Raw genomic sequence first — 21,707 nt, forward strand, 5'->3', positions numbered from 1 at the left:
CGCTAAGCGTAATCCGCAATCACGACTTTCGATTTTTTGATTCCCGAACGGCCGCCCGGATTTAACTCACCTAATTCCAAATCATACTCCAATACCAAATTTGGAATTGAATTCCAATTGCATCCCAATTGTCTTGGATGGTTTTGATAAAAGGACGAGATTACAGATCAATAGCTGTCGGCGCCCAGCCAGTCTACCACCGAAAGTCTATATTACACCGAGAAGGGAAGTCAATTTCTTCACCGAAAGTGAATCCCAAATGGTCCGAAGACTGACCAATCTCACCCGTGCCTATAGAATCCGTCAATAATCCCAAAACTATCCACCGGTCAGCATAGCCTATCCCCATGCGTACGCTATTCTTATTCATGCTGATTTTCCTAGGCACTTATGCTTTTTTGCCAGCGCAAAAAATAAATGCCGACTACCGACTCCACATCCATCGGGCCAGTTCTCCGATCGTGATCGACGGTGTCATGGACGAAGAAGCATGGGAAAAGGCTGAGATAGCGACAGATTTTTTCATGATCACGCCGATGGATACCAGCTTTTCGAAGGTGAAAACCGACGTGCGGATGAGTTATGATGACCATCACTTGTACCTCCTGGTGGTCAATTACCACGCAGTGGAGGGTCCCTATATGGTCGAATCCCTCAGAAGGGATTTTTCCTTCGGGAAAAACGACAACTTTCTGTTGTTCATGGATCCCTTTGATGATCTGACGAACGGTTTTTCTTTTGGGGCCAATGCGGCTGGGGCCCAATGGGACGGGCAAATGTACAATGGAGGCGCGGTGGATCTGAGCTGGGACAACAAGTGGGTGTCCAAAGTCAAGAACTACGAGGACAAATGGATCTTTGAGGCGGCGATTCCCTTCAAATCCATCCGATACAAAAAAGGCATCACCGAATGGGGCATCAACTTTTCGAGATTGGACCTGAAAACCACGGAAAAATCCGGTTGGGCTCCCGTCCCCAGGCAATTTCCCTCCGCTTCCCTCGCCTATACCGGAACCTTGGTCTGGGACAATCCTCCCCCAGATCCTGGAGCCAACATTTCTGTGATTCCCTATGTACTGGGTGGCGTATCAAGGGATTTTGACCAAGAAGGGGAAAATGTCTACCGCAGGGAAGTCGGGATGGATGCCAAGATTTCCCTCACTTCTTCGCTGAACTTGGACTTGACGGTGAATCCCGATTTTTCACAGGTGGAAGTGGATCGACAAGTGACCAATCTGGACCGATTCGAGCTCTTTTTCCCCGAGCGAAGACAATTTTTCCTCGAAAATGGAGACCTTTTTGCCAGCTTTGGGTATTCCACGATCCGCCCTTTTTTCTCTCGGAGAATTGGCTTGGAAGCGCCCATTCAATTTGGCGCCAGATTGAGCGGCAAGATTAACAAAGATTGGAGGATCGGAGCCATGAACATGCAGACAGGTGCGGTTTCCGAAACTGCCCTCCCTGCACAGAATTTCACGGTGATGGCCCTGCAGCGGCAAGTCGGTGCCCGCTCCAATTTCGGGGTTCTTTTGGTCAACAAGCAATCCCTGAACTACCATCCCGATCCGAATAGCGAACAACCCACCTATTCTCAGTTCAACCGAAATGTAGCCCTGGAATACAACCTCGCCTCAGCCAATAATCTCTGGACGGGAAAAGTCATGGGCATCAAATCTTTTGGTCCCAATGGGGCTGGGAATGGTGTTTCCCATGCCGCAAACTTGAAATATGCCGGAGGCAACCTCACCTGGAACTGGCAGCATGAATATGTGTCGGAAAATTTCACTGCAGAAGTGGGGTTTGTCCCAAGACGAGGCTTCGTAAAAATCGCCCCGCAAGTGGGTTATCGCTGGTTTCCGAAGAGTGCCAAGATCCTAAGCCATGGGCCAGATGGGAGTTTGACGCTATTTTTCAACACCCAGGGAGTCTATACCGACAATGCTTCCTTTCTTTCCTATACGATTCGCTTCCGAAGCCAAAGTAATTTTTCAACCTTCCTGACCTACGATTTTGTCAAGCTCCAGGCACCTTTTGATCCCACCAATTCAGGCAGAGAAAAACTTCCCGTCGGGTCCGAGCATTATGCGATGGGCTGGAGGACCGAGTACACTTCCAAGCCTCAGAGTGTTTTTACTTATGGGTTTTCTACCCGTGTAGGCGGATACTATGCCAACGGAAACCTGTACACCTTCACAGGAGATCTAGGGTATCGATTCCAGCCCTATGTCAGCTTGGCTTTGAGCAGTACCTTCAATCAAATCCACTTGCCCGAACCATGGGGGCAAACTGACTTTTGGCTCGTAGGACCCAGAATAGACGTGACCCTGACCAATACCGTTTTTTTCACCACCTTCCTCCAATACAACGAGCAAATCAAGAACATCAATCTCAATAGCCGGTTCCAATGGAGATTTGCGCCTGCTTCGGACTTGTTCATCGTGTACATGGATAATTACCTGCCGGACCCTTTCCATGTCAAAAACAGGTCGGTGGTCTTGAAGTTTACTTATTGGTGGAATGTCTAGGCGCGACTGGAATCCCGATAATGGGAGATGGAAAAACTTCGGCCCTTAGGCATTCTCTTTCAAGGCACCAGCCACTGACCTTCCCAGGATTCTTTTTTTGAGAACAAAATCCTCAAATGTCTCAAGCCATTTAGCTGTAAGGCTTCGATTGATTGGGGGATGAATTTTATAACCGTGAAAAATTGATCATCCATCTTCTCTGCCCAATCAAAACCCGCTTCGGGATCTGAAATGGGAGTTCCGGGTGCCAAAGTAGAGGTATAGGCATTTTGGGCTTCATTGGGGACTTTTTTCCAAAAGTCTTTCGCTACTGCATCCTGATGGTGAATTTCAACTTCTGCCTTGATTCTGATCTGCACGCGTTTTTGGGAATGGTAAAAGTGTAAAGTTCCTATTGGATTTGCTGTCAGGTCGGCCACTTTTTCCGAGCGGTAATCTGTGAAGCAATGGAACTCCAAATTTTTGCCGATGGATCGGATCACCACCGTCCGAACTTCGGGGCCATATTTTCCGATCGTTCCAAGGTTGGCAAAGCGAAAGTGGTGCTTCGGGTCCAATGCTCCGCGATGCAGTTCATGGACGACAGTTTGCCAGATTTCGGATAAAGATTCGTTTTCGTTGAAAAGCATATCGGAGGATTTGGGTTTTAACTCCCGACAAGAAATAGAGTTTGAAAGAGGGCGCATTTTGCGAAGGGATACCCCCTGTCGGGGTGAAATGTGGCGTGATCGCTAAACGTATCCTACACGCCGATTCTTTTGTCCCGTTGACGCTGCCGATATTTTTTGAATTTGTAAATTGGAGGAGTATAGCCTAGTGTTTGAACAAAACAATCCATGTCCCTTATGTCTACCAAAAAATCATGGTCGGAGAAGTTCATGACCAGAACCGAACCGGAGGTCAAGCGGATCGACAAGGCCTTTGCGGATATCCCCGCAAATGCCTTGATGCTGATTGCCAGCCCAAAAATCCTTTCCGACTACCTGCACCAAGTGCCAAAAGGCAAAACGGTGGATATCAAAACCATTCGCAAAGACTTGGCACTGGAATACCGGGCCGAATATACCTGCCCGGTGACGACGGGGATATTTCTCCGTATCGCCGCGGAGGCTGCCCACGAGGCCTATCAAAAAGGCGAGCCGATCGAGCGCATCACGCCCTTTTGGAGGGCAATTGCACCCAATTCACCTGCTGCAAAAAAGCTGAGTTTCGGGCCGGACTTCTTGGTCAAAATGCGGGAATTGGAAGGGATAGCCACCTGAATGGGATTTTTTTTCTTTGGGAAAGTGATGGCCTATTTCCAAGGCAGTATTTTTCTTACATTCAGATGCGTGTTTCACCTACATTCCCCTAAGTATCTATGAAAAAAAGGCTTGGTCGCATCGTCTCCGTCGTATTGTTGATTGGATTGGCTTACGGCATTTCCTATGCATGGAAGTCCTTCCCCCTCATCAGCGCCTATGGCGCCAAAATCATGTGTAGCTGTGTCTTTGTGGCCGAACGATCCGAGGCTTCTGTCCACAGCCAGGAATTGGGTTCCTTTCCGATTAGTCTGGGGAATTTTGCAGTGGATAGGGAAGGGCAAAAGGTAACCGGCAGTGTGTTCGGTTTGGCCAATCGGGTTGCTATTTACCGGGAGGGCAGGGGCTGTACCTTGCTGTCCGGCGAAAGCGAATCCGCCGTTAGGAACCAGCCCTACTTTGCCGCCACCAAGCCAACTTGGTCCCAGGATACGGTACGCTGGCCCTCCGGAGATATGCTCAACGACTCAATCCTGAACCTTGCGCCTTATAGGAAAATCCAGGATATGATCAACCATGAGTTGGAAAGTCCCGAAAGGAAGCCTCTGTTGACGCATATGATTTTGGTGGTGCACAAGGGGCAATTGGTGGCGGAAGGCTACGGCAATGACCATGACATCGACACCAAGCATACCTCTTGGTCCATGGGGAAAAGCATCATCAGTACCTTGGTAGGATTGCAGGTGGATAGGGGAATCATGACATTGGACCAGAAAAACCTGCTTCCCGAATGGTCCGACGAGCGGAGCAAAATTTCCTTGACAAATATGCTGCAGGCGACGAATGGGCTGGATTGGGTGGAAGATTACGGTGGCGTGTCGGATGCTACCAATATGCTTTTCCTGAAGCCGGATGCGGCAGCGATCGCGGCGGCCAAACCTTTGAAGTACGAACCGGGAACATACTTTTATTATTCCTCCGGCACCACCAACATCGTGTCCAAAATCCTCAGAAACCAACTCGGGGAGGAAAAGTACCAACGCCTGCCCTACGAGGATCTGTTTTACAAAATCGGCATGCACCATACCGTGATGGAAAAAGATGCCTCCGGCACTTTCGTGGGTTCATCTTTTGTTTTTGCGCCAGGTCGTGATTTTGCAAGATTTGGCCTGCTGATGCTGAACAAAGGGAATTGGGAGGGCAGCCAAGTCCTTTCCCAAGAGTGGGTCAAGTTTGCTGTGACGCGCACGCCTGCCGCGCCTATAGGCCAGTATGGTGCACAGTGGTGGCTCAATGCCGGCAACAAGGACAATCCCGCTGATAAGTTGTTCCCTGATTTGCCCAACGATGCATTTTATGCGGGCGGCTTTGAGGGACAGTGGATATTGGTCATCCCTTCGGAGGATTTGGTGATTGTGAGGCTTGGCTATACGCCCAAAGGGGAATTCAGCATGAATGATTTTGCGGCTGGAGTGATAGCGGTTCTCGACAATTGAGACGGGATTTGGACCAAGAATGCATCTGCCAAATTGAGAGCCAAGGGAATTTTCCCCCAGTTAGTCTAAAATCCAACTGACCGAAGCCCTAGGTGTTTTTCGATTAATTTGAAGTCATGGTCATTGTGTAAGAGTTCGAGTCGTTTTCGATGCAAAAAGTCTTGTCTTCATCGAAGAAATCAATCCATACAAATAATCCAATCAATATCACGAGTCGCGGCGCATTTCTTCCAGATTACCCTCCCATATGAGTTTTCCCCGGAATGATTTGATGCGCGCTTGTTGTTCCAATGCTACAAGCAGGCGCAGTCCAGCCTCGACGGTTTCTTTTTTGGTCTTATTGCCAGAAGCCTTAATAGCTGCTTCCATGAGTGCTTGGTCGATGTCAATTGTTGTTTTCATGTTGTTGGTTTTTCGGAGACGAACACATATTTTTTCCTCTCAATTGTCCGAAAAAGTAAACTCGAAATATATTCTGTAAAGGTGCTGTGATCCAAAACGATGCCATTAGAACCTGTAGGTTATGGCATAAGGCGTTGACTTAAGGGGATGTATGAATCAATATATTGATGTTAACTCGGCGATCATTATTCTTATTAGATAAAGGCGCCTTTGACTAAAATGCAACCTATTTTATCGTGTAACTCACATTTCGTCCGCTACCTTGTTTTTCAATCAGTCCTTTGTTGACCAACTCTGACAGAACACGTTTTACAGTGGGTAATGGTATTGCCAATTTTTCGGAGATTTCTCCCGATTGTATGTTTGGGCGATTTTGGATAATTATAAAGATTGATTTTTCCTTTGGCGAAATTTGTGCTTCTACACCGGTGGTATTCAGTTTCACCAATAGTTTTGACTGAATATTGGAAATGCAACTCAAAAAGAATTGAATCCAAACGGTTATGTCTTCGTGTGGGCGTTTTGCCTGGCAGCTTCTGAGAACCTGGTAATATTCGTTTTTTCGGTTTTCGATTTCATGTTCGAAACTTACATATTGTATCCATTTATACCCGTTTTTGAGTAATAGCAGCGTTGATACCAAACGACTCAATCTGCCGTTTCCATCTTGGAAAGGGTGAATGCTCAAAAAGTCATAGACAAAAGATGCTATTTTGATCAAGGGGTGTATCTCAGTTTCGGAATTATACCAATTCAGCAAAGCTCTTATTGCGTCTTCTGTTGCAAATCCTGCTTCGGTTGTTTGAAAGATGATTTCCCTTGTACCGTCCGTAAATGATGCTTCAACAGCGTTGCTATGGGCCTTATAATTTCCTTTATGCCATTGGTCTTTGTCGCTGTAACGCAAAAGGCTATTGTGTAAACTTTTGATGTGGCTTTCGGTAAGATTGATGTTTTCGTATGATTCAGAAATCAAGTCCAAGACTTCAAAATAACCGACTACTTCCTGCGAATCTCTATCGGTGAGTTTTGTTATGTCTATTTTTTGAAGTAGCACGTCGACCTCTTCGTCGCTCATTCTGTTTCCTTCAATCCGGTTTGAAGCACCAACACTTCGCACGGTAGCGATGTTTTTCAACTCTTTGAGGCTTTGTCCTTCCCTTCGTTCAATGGCCGTCCAGCTTGCATCGAAGCGGTCAATTTGGCTGATGAAGTTAATTAGCTTCCAATTAATGCTCAGTTTAAAGGAATATACTTCTATGTCCATTTTGATACGATTTGATACGTAAAGATACGATTATGATTTGAAACAGTGAAAACAAAATGATACGATTTGATACGATTTGATTTGTTTCCGATACGAAAAGTGTCCGTTCATTGGATTATCGAAGTACCTCAAAGCGAGATCCTCATGATTCACTACTACCTTGAGGATCCAAAATACACCCCAATTATCTCCGCCTCTCCTGTCTCCCAGCTTTCGTGAATTTATAATTTTTAGGTGAATTTGTTTCTTGAAAATTGGGGCTATTTCTTAGCTGGATTTAGTAGTAATTTACTCAAAAGGTGGTCTTGGAATAGCATCCTCAAAGCTGCATGGGATCAGACAAATAGAAAAGCGTGCATGCAGTTTCCGTTTTGCACCTAGGTCATTCTATTGCCAGCGGGTCATTAGTAATTCTCGGAAGGCGGTAGAGCAAGCTTTTCGAGATGTTCGCTCATGCCATTATCTTGAATTCTCAATAAAGTAAACTCGATACTGTCAGAACCGACTAATCTGAATTCTTTCATGCTATCGAACCGTTCAAATTTTGCCAGCAAAGAGTCCTTTCTCCCTTCTGATTTTATTATCACAATGCTGCTCTGAATTGTCGCATCTGAAGGTACATGGTAGACTTTGATGGAGTATTTCTGAAACTCGATTTTTTCAAGCAAGCGTGAATTGTCTTCAAACAGCTGAAAGAATGAAAAAAAGTAGAACAATGTTCCCGCTACAGTTACACCAAGGAACAAAAATATGGCATATGTAATGCGTCGTTTCAAACTTGATTGGTTTAAAATTACAAGTGCAAAAAACCAGAATCACTTTAGAATACAAATGACCTGATTAAAACTAGTGCTGTAAAGTGAATCAGGGAGTCTGGTTTGTGCATTTCGATTCTTTTTTATCTGCAATATTTCCCTAAATCAACCCCTTTGCCTTGATCTCCAGGTATTTGTTGATGGTTTGGATGGAGAGGGATTGGGGGGCGCAGAGGATGGTTTGGATGCCATGGCGGTTGAGTTCCTTGGCTATCAGCCGCTTGTCGTAGATAAACTTGGCGGCGATGGTCTTTTCGACGATGCCCGAAAGTGAAGTGGCCGACTGCTCGGAAAATTCCTCCAAGAGGTGGTTTTCGAAAAACACCACCAAGACCACATGGTGCTTGGCCAAGGCCCTCAGAAAGGGCAGCTGCCGCCGCATCGCACCCGCATGCTCAAAGTTGGTGTAGATCATCAGCAGGCTCTTTTGGCCGACTTTCTTGCGCACCCAGCTGTACAGTTTCCCAAAGTCTGACTCCGGAAATCCCGTTTGGATATTGTACAGTAGTTCCATGATGGTCTTGATCTGGGTGGGACGGTGGTGCGCCTCACAGGTCGGGCCGATTTGGTCCGAAAAGGTCGCCAACCCTGCTTTGTCGCCGTTTTTCAACGCGATATTGGAAAACACCAAGCTGCTGTTGATCGCGTAGTCCAGCAAGCTGAGTCCATCAAAGGGCATCTTCATCACCCTTCCCAAGTCTAGGATGGAATACACGGGCTGTGCTTTTTCCTCTTGGAAATGGTTGGTCATGGGCTTGCCCGTCTTGGCCGCGGCCTTCCAGTTGAGGTGGCGGAGGTCATCACCCACGACATAGGGTTTGATCTGCTCAAACTCCCGGCTGTGACCAAACTTGCGGAGTTTTTTCAATCCATATTCCCGCTTCATGGCATTGAAGGCCAGAAACTCGTATTTCCGCATCTGGAGGAAGGAGGGGTATACCTTGACGGTTTGGCGGTCGTCGAAGCTAAAACGCCGGGCGACAAGGCCCAAGGGTCCGTGGGCAAAGAGGTGCAGGCTGCCAAAGCGATACTCGCCCCGCAGCTTGGGAGTCAGGAAGTAATGGGTTTCGCGGCTTTCACCCGGTGCCAGGTCGGTAAAATATTCAAAGTCCCGTTTTTGGAACTGCTCGGGTATTTCGTCGAGGACAAAAAGGCGGACGGCAAACCGGTACCCATTGGAAATGGAAATCCCGACCTCGTTGGCGTCGCTGTTGGAAAACTTCTCGGGAAGGATGCGGTTTCCTTGGATGCCAGCCTTTTTCCCAAACACCAACAGCAAATCCACGAGGAACAGCGCCGTCAGCATGCAGGCCAAAAACAGCGCAATCGGATACAGGATCCAAAACCAAAAAGACAAAAAGAAGACCAAGGCCACCACCGCCAAGCCGAGGTAGAGCCTTTTGCCCAAAAACAATTGTCTGTACAGCGTCAGCAAGTCAGCGGGGGATTTCGATGGATTGAACGATGCCTTCCAAGATCAAGTCAGGCGATACGCCTTCCATTTCCTTTTCGGGATTGAGGATGATGCGGTGCCGCATGGCCGGGATGGCCGCACGCTTGATGTCCTCGGGAATGACAAAATCCCTTCCGGACATGGCCGCCAGAGCCTGTGAAGCGCGGAAAATCGCCAAGGAAGCACGCGGAGAGGCCCCCGCATAGAGGCTCGGATGCGACCTTGTCTTGACCACCATTTGGGCGATGTATTGCAGGAGCTTCTCCTCAATCCTGACGGCAAAGGTCCATTTTTGGAACTGGTTGACTTCCTCCCCGGACAGGACGGGATCCACCTGGGGTTCGTCGGCAGTGTCCGAACCGCGGTTTTTGAGGATGAGAATTTCTTCTTCGAGGTTGGGGAGGCCGAGCTGGATTTTGAACAGAAACCTGTCCAACTGTGCCTCGGGAAGCCGGTAGGTACCTTCGGAGTCGATGGGGTTTTGGGTCGCGAGGACCATAAACGGCGGCGGCATCGGATAGGTGTGGCCATCCATGGTCACCTGCCGTTCTTCCATGACCTCAAACAAGGCTGATTGGGTCTTGGCCGGGGCGCGGTTGATTTCATCGATCAAAATGATGTTGGAGAAAATGGGCCCTTGCTTGAATTCAAACTCGCCCGCTTTGAAGATGGACGTGCCAAGCACATCGGCGGGCATCAGGTCGGGCGTGAATTGGATGCGGCTGAATCCCGTATGGATCGACTTGGCAAACAATTTACTCGTCAGGGTTTTGGCGATGCCGGGAACGCCTTCGAGCAGGATATGTCCCTTGGCGAGCAAGGCGACAAGCATGAGCTCGATCATTTCATCCTGCCCGACGATGGTTTTTTTGATTTCCTGGCGGACTTTTTCCATGCCCGCGGCGATGGTTTCCACAGGGATGCGGTTGCCAAACGGTAAGGACTCAGCGCTATCGGGCGTGTTGGAGGTTTCTTCCATATTGCTGTTGAGATTTAAACTTTTCGATGGTTTGGTGAATGTGTTGGATGTCTTCCTGCCCGAGGTTTTCCCTCTTTTCCAGCTCGGTCAATTTCATGACAGTTGCCTTGGTCAATTCGAGGTCGACGCCGCTTTTCTCGGAAAGCAGGATAATGCCGTCCATTTTGTTTTCCTCCATTTGCAGGAGAAAATGCGTCCTGCAGTAGTCCCAAAACAACTTGATTTGCAAGTGTCCGAGCTCCGTCATATTTGGCTGCTTCAGGTACATGGAAGCGATCGTCTTGGCAAATTCCAAGCTCTTGTTTTGGGGCGGATGGATGACGTTGATGGCTTTTTGTCTCCTTTTTCCTTCAAAAACCACCCACAGCACGAGCAGAATCCAGCAAGTGAAGTACGCGGCGCTGAGGTACTTATTACTCAAAATCAGGTACAAGGGTGACAGGTTGGTGTTTTTTCCGATCTTGATGTATTGGTCCAAGAAAACCGGCTGCCCCGAGTCCCAGGTCCCCAAGACCTGTTCGGTGTAGACCTTGTTGTTCTTATCCAACAGAAAATAATTGGAAAATGCCTCGGGAAAGGCATGCAAGGTGACGAGTCCTTTTCCTCTCCGGATTTGTATGAAATTGGGCTTGGCCCCCAGCGTATCGGAACTGGCGGTTGAAGCGATCCTGCCAAGGGTACTAACCTGGATGCTATCGCCCCAATGAAAGTAAACGCCTAAGTGGAATTCCTCAAAGAGGATTGAATCCGGCAAGTCCATCGGTTGTTCCAGACTGAGCATCGAAGTCCTTTCGAATGAAAAATCCTCAGGGAAAATCCGGGCGCTGATACCAAGGCTGTCCTCAAGGATATCGGGGAAGTCCGCCGCAGAGATGAACAAATGCCCGCCCGATTCGACCCAGGCGAGGAGTTTCTCGGATTCTTCCGGGTCGGTATCGAAATACTGGTTCACAAAGAAATAGGTAGCCGGTGTCGGCGCTTCCTCAATCCATTCGTATGGTGGGCGATTCACATCTTTCCAGATCGAATCGCCCTTCTTGATCAAGTCGTAAAACACCTTTGCGCCAAAAGGGCGGCTGTCGTTTTGCTCATAGCTCGGCGACCAATCGATCGGTGGCGGGCTCGCATGTATCAGCAGCAGTACGCCCAAGATTAGCAGCGAAATCAATGCAAAGAGGATTTTGGTACCGGTGCTCATCGGAGTTGGTCTATTTGGGTAAATGCCTTTTCGAGGTCTCCGTAAGTCTTCTCGTCCAAATCAAAATGCCCGTACCACACGAAATTGTAGATACGCGTCACTTCCGAAAACGGCGCTTGGAATCCCGTCCCTTGCAGCTCGCGCTGGTATTCATAATTGGTTTTGGAGGATTTCCAGACAATCAGTTTTTGCTGGATCAGGTGTTGGAGGACGATCAAATACCGATAGCGCAAAGCTAGTCGATAGTCTCCGCTGCGCATGGCGTCCTCGGCGAGGGCTTTCAGGTTGTCGCTTTTCAACAGAACCTCATCGGAACTGATAGCAGAAAGTGCGAATCGCTTGTCTTGGCTTTCCCCGCCGCCGTACTTCATAGCCAGCCACACGAGTAGGGCCATCAATACCAAGAGCAGCAGGTATGGTGCCAATTGGAAAAACACTTTCCAGAAACCAGAGAATGCCCGGCTGCCAAAGATGCCCGCCCAAAACCTATCCCAAGCATTTTGGATCCTTTGTTTAATCTTGTCGAGCCAAGTCTGTTCTTGCTGGATTTCTTTGTACTGGAATTCCTTTTGGGCCAGGTAAGAATCTACATAGTCGGTTCCAAATTCCGCAGGTCGATGGTAATCGAAGCCCAGAGAATCTTCCTTTGCGCCAATACTATCCGAGGCCATTTCCTGAAGGGCTTTCGCCTGAAAATGGAACAATAATGGGAAAAGGAAAAGCAGGAGTTTCTTAGCCAAGTTCTTCCAATTTAGCCTTGATGCCGGTTCTGTTTTTTTCTTCATCCAAATCAAAATACACCAAGCCCGTCGCGATGATCATGAATATCGACAAAAGGTTACTTGCTGCGGACCCGATTGTGGCCAACAATAGGTATATGAAATCGCCACCGAATTCCTCAAATTCACCGCTTCCTTGGCTTGCCTCAAAGAATGCCTTGACGCCGATGTATACCGTTCCTGGTAGTTGGAAAACAAATGAAATGATACTGATCAAGATAGCCATGACGACGATGGTCCCGAAGGTAACCCACCAATAACCTGATACCAGTTTGAAAGCGGCACGGATGCTGTCTCTTTTTCCGAGTTTTTTGAAAAAGAAAACAGGAAAGGCCAGGGCAATCGGTACGATAAAATATATCCCGGGAAAAAAGAAGAATACGAACCCAAAGATGAGGAGCAAGTAGGCCATGATGCTCAGCAGGATCATTTGGCCGATGTTACTTTTGGCCTCACGGATCACGGGCTCTTCCGAAACGGTGCCTTTTGTATCCAGGTATTGCTGCATGAATGAAAAGATGGAGGAAGTGGCAGACGCATAATAGAGCACGGAACCAAGCGTCAACAGGAGGAGCGAGATGCTAAAGGCCGCAAGGTCCTCGGTGACCAGCCTATTCAAGTTGGTGTATTGGTAATAGCCAGAAAAAAGTACATTAATCAAAAAGAATATCCCGGTGGTTTTCAGCAGTATGTTGAAAAGCGGCTTGCTGTTGATTCTGGCAAATGCAAAGGTGTCGGAGAGTATTTCACCGAGATCCCTTTTCTTTCTCAATTCGATGTAGTTCTGCATGATTGGATTGGTTGTGAAGTTTGATGGGTAAATAGACATAGTAGTAAATGACCAGGGTAAGCGAACCCAGAATAATGGCGATACTAAGTGCGTCCGGCATTTGGGTGTAGCGGGTGACGAAGGATTCCAAAAAGCCCGCAATGACAAAAAAAGGAATGGTGCTTGCGAGGATTTTCAGTCCGTCTTTTATACCTCTTTGAAAGGAAAGCAAGCGGCTGTAAGTGCCGGGAAAAAGGATGCCAGTCCCCAATACCAAGCCCGCACATCCAGCAATCACGATCACCGATATCTCGATCGTCCCATGGATCCAAATCGTCCGGACGGATTCCCAAAGCAGACCGTGGGTATGGAAATAGTACTGGAACGAACCGAGCATGACGCCGTTGGACATCAGGACAAGAAGGGTACCCACGCCAACGAAGATACCCGCCACAAAAGCGATGATCGCCACCCGGATATTGTTGACCGTGATGCCGAGGAACATATCCACTTGGTTCATTTTCTTGTAGACCGCCATCGGGTCGCCGGCCTCGATGTTGGCGAGGGTTTGGTTGACATAGCCGTCACCCAATATCGAGCGGACAAAGGAAATCTCAGTTTTGGTCGAATAGGCCCCCATCAGGCAGAAAAGCGCAAATACCCCAAACGCGACCGCCAAATGCGGCATGTATTTGTAAAACAGCAAGGGGAAGTCCCTGGTATAAAAATCAACTATCTTCCTGACACCGGTGGTTTTGTCCTGATACACTTCCCTGTGGTAGTTGGAGGCAAGGTGATTGAGGTAAGAAAACGCCTTGCCATCCGGGAAAAAGGTCCTCGCAAAGTTGAGATCATCCGTAATCTCAAGGTACAGATCAGCTAATTTGGAAGGAGGTAGGGAGTTTTTTTTAGAAATATGCTGCTCAAAGATTTTCCATTTGTCCTGGTTTCTTTTGATGAAAAGCGACTCCCTCATAGACTTCGATTGACTAGTCTAAAACTATTCAATTATTTTATTTTTCTGCAAGGGCTGGGCGATTTTCATAAAAAAATTATTTTAGGGGATTAAATCGAAAACGACATGGAAGGCATCCACATTGAAACGGCGCAGCATATCCAAATCAAACAACGTCCCGCAAGCTTGGGGGACCGAGTCTTGGCATACCTGCTGGATAGCTTCATTTTGATTTTATACGTGATCATGGTTTCGATCACAGCTTTTGGAATGCTTAAAATGGAAGACGGTTCGGTTGCCCTTATCACTGCCTTGGTTTTGCCCTTTTTGCTGTACCATCTGCTGTTTGAGATTTTAATGAACGGACAAACTCCCGGAAAGTATGCCCTTGATATCCGTGTAGTGAAGTTAGATGGCAGCAAAGCTTCCATCACGGATTACATCATTCGGTGGCTGCTGCGTCCGATCGACCTGACGATCAGTTCGGGGGGTGTTGCTGTACTGAGTATACTTTTGGGCGGCAAGGGGCAGCGTCTTGGAGACATGGCAGCCGGTACGACGGTGATTTCACTCAAACAGACTTTGGTCAGGGGCGAGGATTTGTTGGTAAAGGTGGCCTCGACCCACGAGCCAAAGTATCCGCAAGTCGTCAACCTCACGGATGCCCAAATCCGACAAATCAAGGAGATACGTGCTGAGGCACTCCAGACCCAGGATTTTGGCCTGCTGAAGCGTTTGGCGGAAAAGACTGGTGATATGATGCAAGTGACCTATGAGACCAAGTCCCTCGAATTTATCAACCAAGTCATCCTCGACTACGAGTACTTCGCGCAAAAGGAACATGGTGAAGGGTGAGAAGGGTGTCGTCAGGTTTTTTTCTCACAGTCTATTTCCAAAAATGAAATTTTATTTTAATTTTTGAAACACGATTGATTTCATGGTGGTTATTTCCAAAACCAAATTGATGGAGTTTGCAAGAAATCATCCTGATGCGATTTCTGCATTAAATGACTGGTGGATAAAGGTGAAGATGGCGGATTGGGCTTCCTTCCAAGACATCAAAAAGTCTTTTAATTCCGTCGACTATGTTGGAAATGACCGTTATGTATTCAATGTAAAGGGTAACAAGTACCGACTTGTTGCGATGATTTTCTTCGATATCCGGACAATTTATATCAGGTTTATTGGTACCCATGTAGAATATGACAGAATAGACTGTTCAAACATTTAATAAGGATCTAGAATGCTTACGAAAATTCGATCAGAGAAAGAGTATCAAATTGTTATGAAAACAATTGAGTCGCTTTTGGAAAAGGCGACTGCGAAAGGCGGATTTCATGAATTGTCCAAGGACGAATCAGAAATGTTGGCCCAGTTGTCCAAAATTGCTGAATCCTACGAGGACGAAACGCTTGATTTGATGCCGATTCGCCCCAATTCTTTGAAACAGGCCTTGGAATTGAAGATGGCGGAGCTCGAGATCAACCAAGCGGCACTGGCAGCTTTGTTGGGGATTGGCGCACCGAAACTGTCGCAGATCATGAATGGGAAGCGGGAGCCGGATCTCACGTTCCTGAAGGCGGCCCACCAAAAACTTCATCTTGACGCAGCGTTTCTGCTAAGCTGCTAGCGCAAACTGAATTAAGTTATTATCCTGTGATTCCAAAAGGGGGCTTAATATACTAGCGTATCGATCTGAAAACCTAAATTGATGATTGTGAAAATTCCATTCCTGTTGTTGCCGTGCATGCTCGCCTTTTTTTGTCCAAATTTCAAGAATTCGGAAAGAATAGAATTGAGAAAAGTGGATTTCGGTATAACTTCAATTTTCACGGTCCACTGTGACGGTTTTGAAGGTTTTTTTGACGATGAGATGGAGACTGTTGTAATTTCTCGTGAAAAGGAAATTGAACGAACAAAGGAAGCGATTTCGAATTTAGAGATCGATACTTCGAATTATCAGGCGGACGTGAGAGCAAAACTATTGTTTTTCCACGATGATAACACAGTAGATACAGTCTGTATGAGCAGTATTGGTGTGGTACTGAATGGAAAATCATATAAGCCAGATAGTGCTTTTGTGAAGATCATAGAGGAGTATTAGCTGACTCCCTGTTTTGGGTGAAGCGACAAGGGAGTTACTTCAATCCCCTACGTTAAGGACCATGAGGTCGATGCTTCAAGAGGAAAATTCATTAGCATCATGACGAAGAGAAGAAATAACGAGGATAATGTATTTTTGAAATCCTTCAGGATTCAGTTGGTGATTGCGGTAATTTTTTCCATACTAATACTTATGATTTATCTCATTTCATGAGTGCGTGATATCCAACCACCGTCGAATCGATTTTCCCAACAGTGTTTTTCATAAAAAAAGCCAAGCGATTTTCCGCTTGGCTTCTGTCTTTTTGGCATTGGGATGCAATCCGTTCGCTTTATGCATTGGAATGCAATGCCACCCGGTTGCCTTCGGTGTCTTCGAACAGGCCCATGTAGCCGATTTCGGGGGAGATTTGGGTTTTAGGCTGAAGGACTTTTCCTCCGGCTTTCGCGACACGGCCCAGTTCGACAGCGACATCCTCTGAAGAAAAATAGACAAGTGTACCTTCATGGCTGGGTTTGTAGGCGCCTTCGAAAGCCACCAAGCTTCCGCCGCCACCGCCGCCGTTTTCGTCCCAGGGGAACCAAGCCATGTCGAATGGTCCCATTTGGTGGCGGTCCAATTTGCATTCAAAAATGGCCTCGTAAAATGCCATCGCTCTTTCCATGTTGCTCACCGGTATTTCAAACCAGGCGACTGTAACTTGTTTCATAATGCTGGGTTTTGGGTTGAAAGGGTATTTTTTTGCTTTTGATATTTGAATAATCAATCCTCGTCATAGTCATACAATTCCCAGTTTCTGAATAGGGAGAAATTCAGGGAAATGTAAAAGATATTGGCGTCAATGCCCTGGTAGGGCTTCACAAGGTTACCGGAACCGTCAGAGGCTTGGAAATCCTGGTTGTAGAAGGAAGTCAGGTAATATTTTGCCTTGATACTCGTGCCTTTTGGCAGGGCTACGCCTACAAACAGTGCGTGTTGGAAGAAGTTGACCCGGTCGCTGAACCACACGCTGAACCTGTCTGTACGGACTTCGTTTTCGAATCTTCGCTCCCGGTAGTTGAGCGCCATTTCCAATTCATAGCCTCCGAAAACAAAAGATCCATTCATGTTTCCAAACTTGAGGCCGATTGGGATACCCAAGTTGTAGTTCCTGACTTTTTTGCGCACTGTTTGACTCTCGTCATAGATGAAACCGACGTTTCGGAAAGTGCCGCCTGTAAACCATCCAAACTTCTCCGACTTATCAAAATTGGCCAATACCTGCAAGTTGACGACGGGAGAAAACCGCACCACGTTGTTGAAATTGTCCAAGGTACCAGTGGAGAAAATCCACTCTCCGCCCGAGGTCCAATAGGGTTTCTTTGAATCGACTGTTTTGGTTTGTGAAAGTGCCGGGAAACACAAAAATAATCCCAGGATGAGCGTTGGTAGAGCTTTTTTCATGATGATGCGGTTTTTGATATATTATCTCCAAATATCACAAAAAAACATCTCGAACAATTTTCAATGTTTAGTTTTTTCTTCGTTCTGCATTTTTTTTCGGCCCATCAAATAATGGAGCGCGAATATCCCCAACCCGAGCAGGGTCCAAAGTGCGGTGTCGAGGATTTCTTCTGCTTTGGTGCCGGAAAGCAGCCAAATCGTTGCCAGAATACCAGCCAGGGCAAAAGCGTTTCCGAAGCGGAGTTTGAAGAAAGCTTGTGAATCCTGGTTTTTCCGCAATTTGATCAATGACCCACTGACCAAGGCATAAAGGATCAGCCTCGAAATGACCGAAACAGCCAATGAACTCATGAATCCCCAAAAAATCGCCACAAATGCTACCAAGCCTGCAAAAAACAAAAGCGAGACGTAAGGTGTGGCAAACCGAGGGTGTATCCTGCGAAAAACGCCCGGCATTTGGTTTTCCTCGCTCAGCGCAAACGGCAACCTTGAGCCACTAAGGATTTGGACGTTGAGCGTGCCGAGAATCGAGACGACCGCGCCCAGCGTGATGAACATGCCGCCCCACCAGCCCATAAAGAGAGATGCTGCATCCGCGAGCGGTTTTTCGGATGTCGCCAAATTTGGCAGCGTCCCAATGGATACGATCTGGATCAAGATATAGAACCCGGCGATCACTCCTGCGGCGACCAAGAGGCCAAATGGAAGGTTTTTGCGGGGATTGACAATTTCGCCGCTATTGACCAAGCCTGCCTCAAATCCCCCAAACGCAAAGACCAAGAGCAAGGTGGAGGCTGAGAAATCCGATAGGGAAGGCGGGGTACTTTGCTGCATCAGGCCCCAATCGATGTGGAACAATCCGACGAGGATGAATATAGCCAAGGGGAACAGCTTCGCAACCGTCAGAATGTTGCTCACTTTGGCAGTGTTTTTTACCCCGATCCAATTGAAATACGTGATCCATCCCGTCACAAATAATATCATCCCTATCCTGACTGGCTCTGATTTGAATATTTCCGAGAAAAACGAAAGGTAAAGCACCATCAAGTTGATGAGGGTGGCATAGCTGAAAAGCCGGGTCAACATCAGCAGCCATCCGATCACAAATGCGGGGATAGGTCCAAAGGCCTCATTGACGTACAGGTATGGCCCCCCGGTCTTCTCAAACCTGCTGCTGACTTCAGCAAACACGAGGATCAAGACCACCATCACCAGCGCGCAAGCCACAAATGCCAAGATGGAGTAGGCGCCCGACAGCGCAAATACCTTGGCGGGCAAAGCGAAAATCCCAGCGCCAATGACTGAGTTGATGATGAGGAACACAAGGTCCCAGCGCCGTATGCCGCGTTGGAGTTGTTGGCTCAAATACTTCGAGTTTATGATGAGTCAAAAAGATACACGAGATTAAAGGAAATCCACATCGACACTGAATGGATACTTCATCAGGTATTGGAGGGCTTCTTCGATCTTGAGATCGCCGAATAGCACTTTGTAGAGATTTTCCGTAATGGGTGCACGCATGTTGGTGCCTTCGACAAAGGCTTTCATCAGCCGGACCGTATTGATACCTTCCGCGACTTCCTCCATGCTATTCATGATTTCCTCCAGGGATTCGCCCTTCGCAAGTCGGTAACCGACCGTGAAGTTACGGGACAGCGTAGAGTTGCAGGTGGCGACGAGGTCTCCGATACCAGCCAAACCGATGAAGGATTTGACGCTTCCGCCCATGGCGTTGCCGAGGTATACCAGTTCGACCATACCCCTGGACACCAGCAGTCCCTTCGCGTTTTCTCCCAATCCCAGCCCCGCCAGTGCGCCCGCGGCGATCGCGATGATGTTTTTCAGCACGCCACTGAGTTCGACTCCAATGATATCCGAGTTGCCATAGACCTGAAACTTGTCGGTTCTCAGCAAACGCTGTCCTTCGAGGATTACTTCGTTGAACTTGCTCGCCACGACTGTGGCAGCCGGTTGTCCTTCGTACATTTCTTTGGCAAGGTTGGGTCCTGCCAAGCACCCAACGCGGATGACGACGGTCTCTTTCAGAATCACCTCGCTCATGGTGAGGATATTGCTGCGACTGATGGTGCCGACTTCTTCGAGGGTTTTGCCCTTCGGCAAATTCAGGCAAAGTCCCTTGGTGCCATGGATGACGATATGATAGGGATATAAGTAGGGCGAAAACAGTCGAACCACTTCCTGAAAACCCGCGGAGGGGATCATAAAGAAAATCGTGTCGCAGGATTTGCAGAGATATTCCGGATCGTGGGTGGCGATGATTTTCTCATTGATTGGAAGACCTTCCACCTTGTGAAGGGTGTTGATTTCGTCCACGACTTCCGGCCTGCGCGCATAGGCAATCACTTTGCTTTTCTCGGCAAGGATATTGGCAATCGAGGTGCCAAAGCTCCCCATGCCCACGACGCCGATGGATTTTTCCTTAGAAGAGTTTTTCGAGGCCATATCCTTCCAATCGGTTGTGGTAATAGTACAATAAGGTCATATCCTGGGTTTCGATGTTGCCCAGGTCATTTTTGACCAGAGGTCTCTTGGCGTGGTACATGCCGACATTAGCCAGTCCATGGTCTATGATCGCATCAATGCCTTGTTTCAGGTGTGGGGCCACCTGTAGTTTCCCTTCAGATTCGAGTTCGTAGATGCGCTTCAGTACCCGTTCGCATTCTTCTTTGAATTCCACATAAACCAAGAAAATATCATCCTCCGGAAGACGTAGCAGGCTGTAAAGATCCATCTTTTTGTTTTCCTTTTTGATCATTTCAAAAGCAGTGAACGCCACCAAATGTGAACTGAACACGCGATTGATGCGATGGAATTCCTCTACGATGCGCCTTCCAAGGAAATTGGTGTATTCTTCCTCCCGTTGCGCATCGATATTCACTTTGCCCGCCGAAAGAAAATAGTCCATCGTATTGATCTGGCGGCCATTTTTGTCCATACTGTTGCCCTCCGCATCCACATAATTTCCCAGGACGTCCATTGCCCTGCCTATTGAAACCGAGATATCGGAGCCCTTTGTGAAGAATTTGACCAGGAATTTGAAAATCTTATAGGAAGTTGAGAACTCATCCGATTCTTTGTAATACCGTTCTTGGCCGGTCATGGTCAGGTATTCCTGTATCAAGCTGGGCGCTTCCAGGACAAAGTGGTAATTGATCGTGACGGGGACGATGAATATTTTTCCCTGACTGTCGGTGACTCCTTTTTGATAATTGGCGCGCTGTGCCTCAATGGTCGTGCTGAGCAGGCCAAGTTTGAGTTTCTTTTCGATCGCCCCGCTTCTGGACCGGGTTCCGCCCGGGAAGAAAAGGCTGTGCACGCCAAACTGAAGGGATTCTGAGGAATATGTCTTGAGCGTTTCCAGGTAAATCAGGTTCTTTTTGCGCCGGTCCACCTTATACGCGCCGAGCGCATTCATGAAATAGGCAAAAATGCTGATGTTGAATAGGTTGAGCCCTGCGCCGTAGATAAACGGAGGGAGTCCCAAAACGGATATTACCCAGCCGATGAGAATTGAATCAAGGTTAGAAAAATGTGTAGGCACCATTACGATCGTGCCTTTCGCCGCCAATTCGCGGATCTGGTCGGTTTCCCCGGTGATTTGGATCTTGTCCTGTAGGGTATATTGGTTGCTAAAGATGGATTTGAAACCCTTTACCCGTGCGGCATTCAGGAGGCGGGAAAAGCCGAAGGTGACGATCCTCCGGGTGATCTTGTAGTGCGTATGGACAAAATTACTCGCGATTTCTTCCGAATAGCGCATAGTGATCTCGTCCAGGATCGCGATGTAATGCTTTTTCTTTTGGGTTTTTGTGAGGCTGGCTTCAGCGCTGAGTTGGACGAGTTTGGATTTCACCTTGTTCCAAAAATCCTTTTCATCGTCCGGGTCTACCGCCCAGGGATTTTGCTTGATGCGCAGCTTTTCCCGATAGAGCGTGGTCTCCAGTTCTTCCTTGAGCAAGTCGACGGACTCGCCCGTCAGGTCCAAGACAGACTTTTTGGCCGATTCGGCGACCTTTTTGACGAACTCTTTTCTGTTTTTGCTAAGCTTTACGACAGGCCACTCATCCTTTTTGGGAAGGATGTGCTCGTACTGATGCTTTACATAGGTGTTTTCCAACGGGTCGGTGCTTTTTGGCTAAAAAACAAATATAGTAAAATTAGACAGGATGAATGAAGGTAGGCTAAAACCGTAGCCTATATTCGGGCGTTATCCCTAGAGCTTATTTATCCACCTGAGTTTTGTCCTCCTAGGAATCAATT

The 21,707-nt window shown here is 47.6% G+C and carries 22 protein-coding genes; 7 read left to right on the forward strand and 15 right to left on the reverse strand.

Translation table 11 applies throughout. From position 1 onward, the window contains the following. Positions 1-347 precede the first annotated feature (347 nt). A complete protein-coding gene (locus L0U89_RS02125; RefSeq protein WP_234860002.1) occupies positions 348-2,525 on the forward strand; it encodes a DUF5916 domain-containing protein in 2,178 nt (725 codons plus the stop codon). A gap of 59 nt (positions 2,526-2,584) precedes the next feature. Here L0U89_RS02125 and L0U89_RS02130 read toward each other — a convergent pair whose 3' ends face one another. Next, positions 2,585-3,154, reverse strand: coding sequence for a pyridoxamine 5'-phosphate oxidase family protein (locus L0U89_RS02130; RefSeq protein ID WP_234860003.1), 570 nt, complete (start codon positions 3,152-3,154; stop codon positions 2,585-2,587). Between the two features lie 216 nt (positions 3,155-3,370). Here L0U89_RS02130 and L0U89_RS02135 point away from each other — a divergent pair, with 216 nt between their 5' ends. Then, a complete protein-coding gene (locus L0U89_RS02135) occupies positions 3,371-3,787 on the forward strand; it encodes a hypothetical protein (protein ID WP_234860004.1) in 417 nt (138 codons plus the stop codon). 98 nt (positions 3,788-3,885) lie between these two features. Continuing rightward, positions 3,886-5,262: a serine hydrolase domain-containing protein gene (locus tag L0U89_RS02140; protein WP_234860005.1), complete on the forward strand. Its 1,377-nt coding sequence runs from the start codon at positions 3,886-3,888 to the stop codon at positions 5,260-5,262. A 207-nt stretch (positions 5,263-5,469) separates the two neighbouring features. Here L0U89_RS02140 and L0U89_RS02145 read toward each other — a convergent pair whose 3' ends face one another. The 9 genes from L0U89_RS02145 to L0U89_RS02185 all read right to left on the reverse strand — a co-directional run bounded on the left by L0U89_RS02145 (position 5,470) and on the right by L0U89_RS02185 (position 13,900). Further along, positions 5,470-5,664, reverse strand: coding sequence for a type II toxin-antitoxin system VapB family antitoxin (locus L0U89_RS02145; protein ID WP_234860006.1), 195 nt, complete (start codon positions 5,662-5,664; stop codon positions 5,470-5,472). 226 nt (positions 5,665-5,890) lie between these two features. Beyond that, positions 5,891-6,931 (reverse strand): Fic family protein, encoded by a 1,041-nt coding sequence (locus L0U89_RS02150; RefSeq protein WP_234860007.1) that lies wholly within the window; start codon positions 6,929-6,931, stop codon positions 5,891-5,893. A 404-nt stretch (positions 6,932-7,335) separates the two neighbouring features. Continuing rightward, the gene (locus L0U89_RS02155) at positions 7,336-7,707 is read right to left on the reverse strand and encodes a hypothetical protein (protein ID WP_234860008.1); all 372 of its coding nucleotides are present in this window, start codon (positions 7,705-7,707) and stop codon (positions 7,336-7,338) included. Between the two features lie 139 nt (positions 7,708-7,846). Further along, on the reverse strand, positions 7,847-9,181 hold the full coding sequence (locus L0U89_RS02160) for a DUF58 domain-containing protein (protein WP_234860009.1): 1,335 nt from the start codon (positions 9,179-9,181) through the stop codon (positions 7,847-7,849). 1 nt (position 9,182) lies between these two features. After that, complete coding sequence (locus L0U89_RS02165; RefSeq protein ID WP_234860010.1) at positions 9,183-10,178, reverse strand: AAA family ATPase; 996 nt, start codon at positions 10,176-10,178, stop codon at positions 9,183-9,185. After that, the gene (locus L0U89_RS02170) at positions 10,150-11,376 is read right to left on the reverse strand and encodes a DUF4350 domain-containing protein (protein WP_234860011.1); all 1,227 of its coding nucleotides are present in this window, start codon (positions 11,374-11,376) and stop codon (positions 10,150-10,152) included. The genes L0U89_RS02165 and L0U89_RS02170 overlap by 29 nt, the downstream gene beginning before the upstream one ends. Continuing rightward, positions 11,373-12,116: a DUF4129 domain-containing protein gene (locus tag L0U89_RS02175; protein ID WP_234860012.1), complete on the reverse strand. Its 744-nt coding sequence runs from the start codon at positions 12,114-12,116 to the stop codon at positions 11,373-11,375. The genes L0U89_RS02170 and L0U89_RS02175 overlap by 4 nt, the downstream gene beginning before the upstream one ends. Then, positions 12,109-12,945 (reverse strand): hypothetical protein, encoded by an 837-nt coding sequence (locus tag L0U89_RS02180; RefSeq protein ID WP_234860013.1) that lies wholly within the window; start codon positions 12,943-12,945, stop codon positions 12,109-12,111. The genes L0U89_RS02175 and L0U89_RS02180 overlap by 8 nt, the downstream gene beginning before the upstream one ends. Beyond that, on the reverse strand, positions 12,902-13,900 hold the full coding sequence (locus tag L0U89_RS02185) for a stage II sporulation protein M (RefSeq protein WP_234860014.1): 999 nt from the start codon (positions 13,898-13,900) through the stop codon (positions 12,902-12,904). Before L0U89_RS02185 ends, L0U89_RS02180 begins: the two co-directional genes overlap by 44 nt. Before the next feature lie 105 nt (positions 13,901-14,005). On the opposite strand from L0U89_RS02185, the gene L0U89_RS02190 reads away from it, so the two are divergent. The 4 genes from L0U89_RS02190 (at position 14,006) to L0U89_RS02205 (ending at position 15,983) form a co-directional block, all read left to right on the forward strand. Next, positions 14,006-14,734, forward strand: coding sequence for an RDD family protein (locus tag L0U89_RS02190; RefSeq protein ID WP_234860015.1), 729 nt, complete (start codon positions 14,006-14,008; stop codon positions 14,732-14,734). A gap of 109 nt (positions 14,735-14,843) precedes the next feature. Beyond that, complete coding sequence (locus tag L0U89_RS02195; protein WP_234860016.1) at positions 14,844-15,110, forward strand: type II toxin-antitoxin system HigB family toxin; 267 nt, start codon at positions 14,844-14,846, stop codon at positions 15,108-15,110. A gap of 54 nt (positions 15,111-15,164) precedes the next feature. Continuing rightward, a complete protein-coding gene (locus L0U89_RS02200) occupies positions 15,165-15,509 on the forward strand; it encodes a helix-turn-helix domain-containing protein (RefSeq protein WP_234860017.1) in 345 nt (114 codons plus the stop codon). A gap of 81 nt (positions 15,510-15,590) precedes the next feature. Next, positions 15,591-15,983 carry a hypothetical protein gene (locus tag L0U89_RS02205; protein ID WP_234860018.1) on the forward strand — a complete coding sequence of 131 codons (393 nt, stop codon included), beginning with the start codon at positions 15,591-15,593 and terminating at the stop codon, positions 15,981-15,983. 331 nt (positions 15,984-16,314) lie between these two features. On the opposite strand, the gene L0U89_RS02210 is transcribed toward L0U89_RS02205, so the two are convergent. Genes L0U89_RS02210 through L0U89_RS02230 form a run of 5 tightly spaced genes read right to left on the reverse strand, consistent with a single transcriptional unit; the run spans position 16,315 to position 21,564 of the window. After that, positions 16,315-16,692 carry a VOC family protein gene (locus L0U89_RS02210; RefSeq protein ID WP_234860019.1) on the reverse strand — a complete coding sequence of 126 codons (378 nt, stop codon included), beginning with the start codon at positions 16,690-16,692 and terminating at the stop codon, positions 16,315-16,317. Positions 16,693-16,745: 53 nt separating this feature from the next. Further along, positions 16,746-17,426, reverse strand: coding sequence for a hypothetical protein (locus L0U89_RS02215; protein WP_234860020.1), 681 nt, complete (start codon positions 17,424-17,426; stop codon positions 16,746-16,748). Between the two features lie 60 nt (positions 17,427-17,486). Continuing rightward, on the reverse strand, positions 17,487-18,791 hold the full coding sequence (locus tag L0U89_RS02220; RefSeq protein ID WP_234860021.1) for an APC family permease: 1,305 nt from the start codon (positions 18,789-18,791) through the stop codon (positions 17,487-17,489). Between the two features lie 39 nt (positions 18,792-18,830). Then, positions 18,831-19,889, reverse strand: coding sequence for an NAD(P)H-dependent glycerol-3-phosphate dehydrogenase (locus L0U89_RS02225; protein WP_234860022.1), 1,059 nt, complete (start codon positions 19,887-19,889; stop codon positions 18,831-18,833). After that, positions 19,867-21,564, reverse strand: coding sequence for a 1-acyl-sn-glycerol-3-phosphate acyltransferase (locus L0U89_RS02230; protein ID WP_234860023.1), 1,698 nt, complete (start codon positions 21,562-21,564; stop codon positions 19,867-19,869). The genes L0U89_RS02225 and L0U89_RS02230 overlap by 23 nt, the downstream gene beginning before the upstream one ends. Positions 21,565-21,707: the final 143 nt, after the last annotated feature.

The organism is Mariniradius sediminis, from assembly GCF_021491425.1.
GTDB classification, from domain to species: Bacteria; Bacteroidota; Bacteroidia; order Cytophagales; family Cyclobacteriaceae; genus Mariniradius; species Mariniradius saccharolyticus.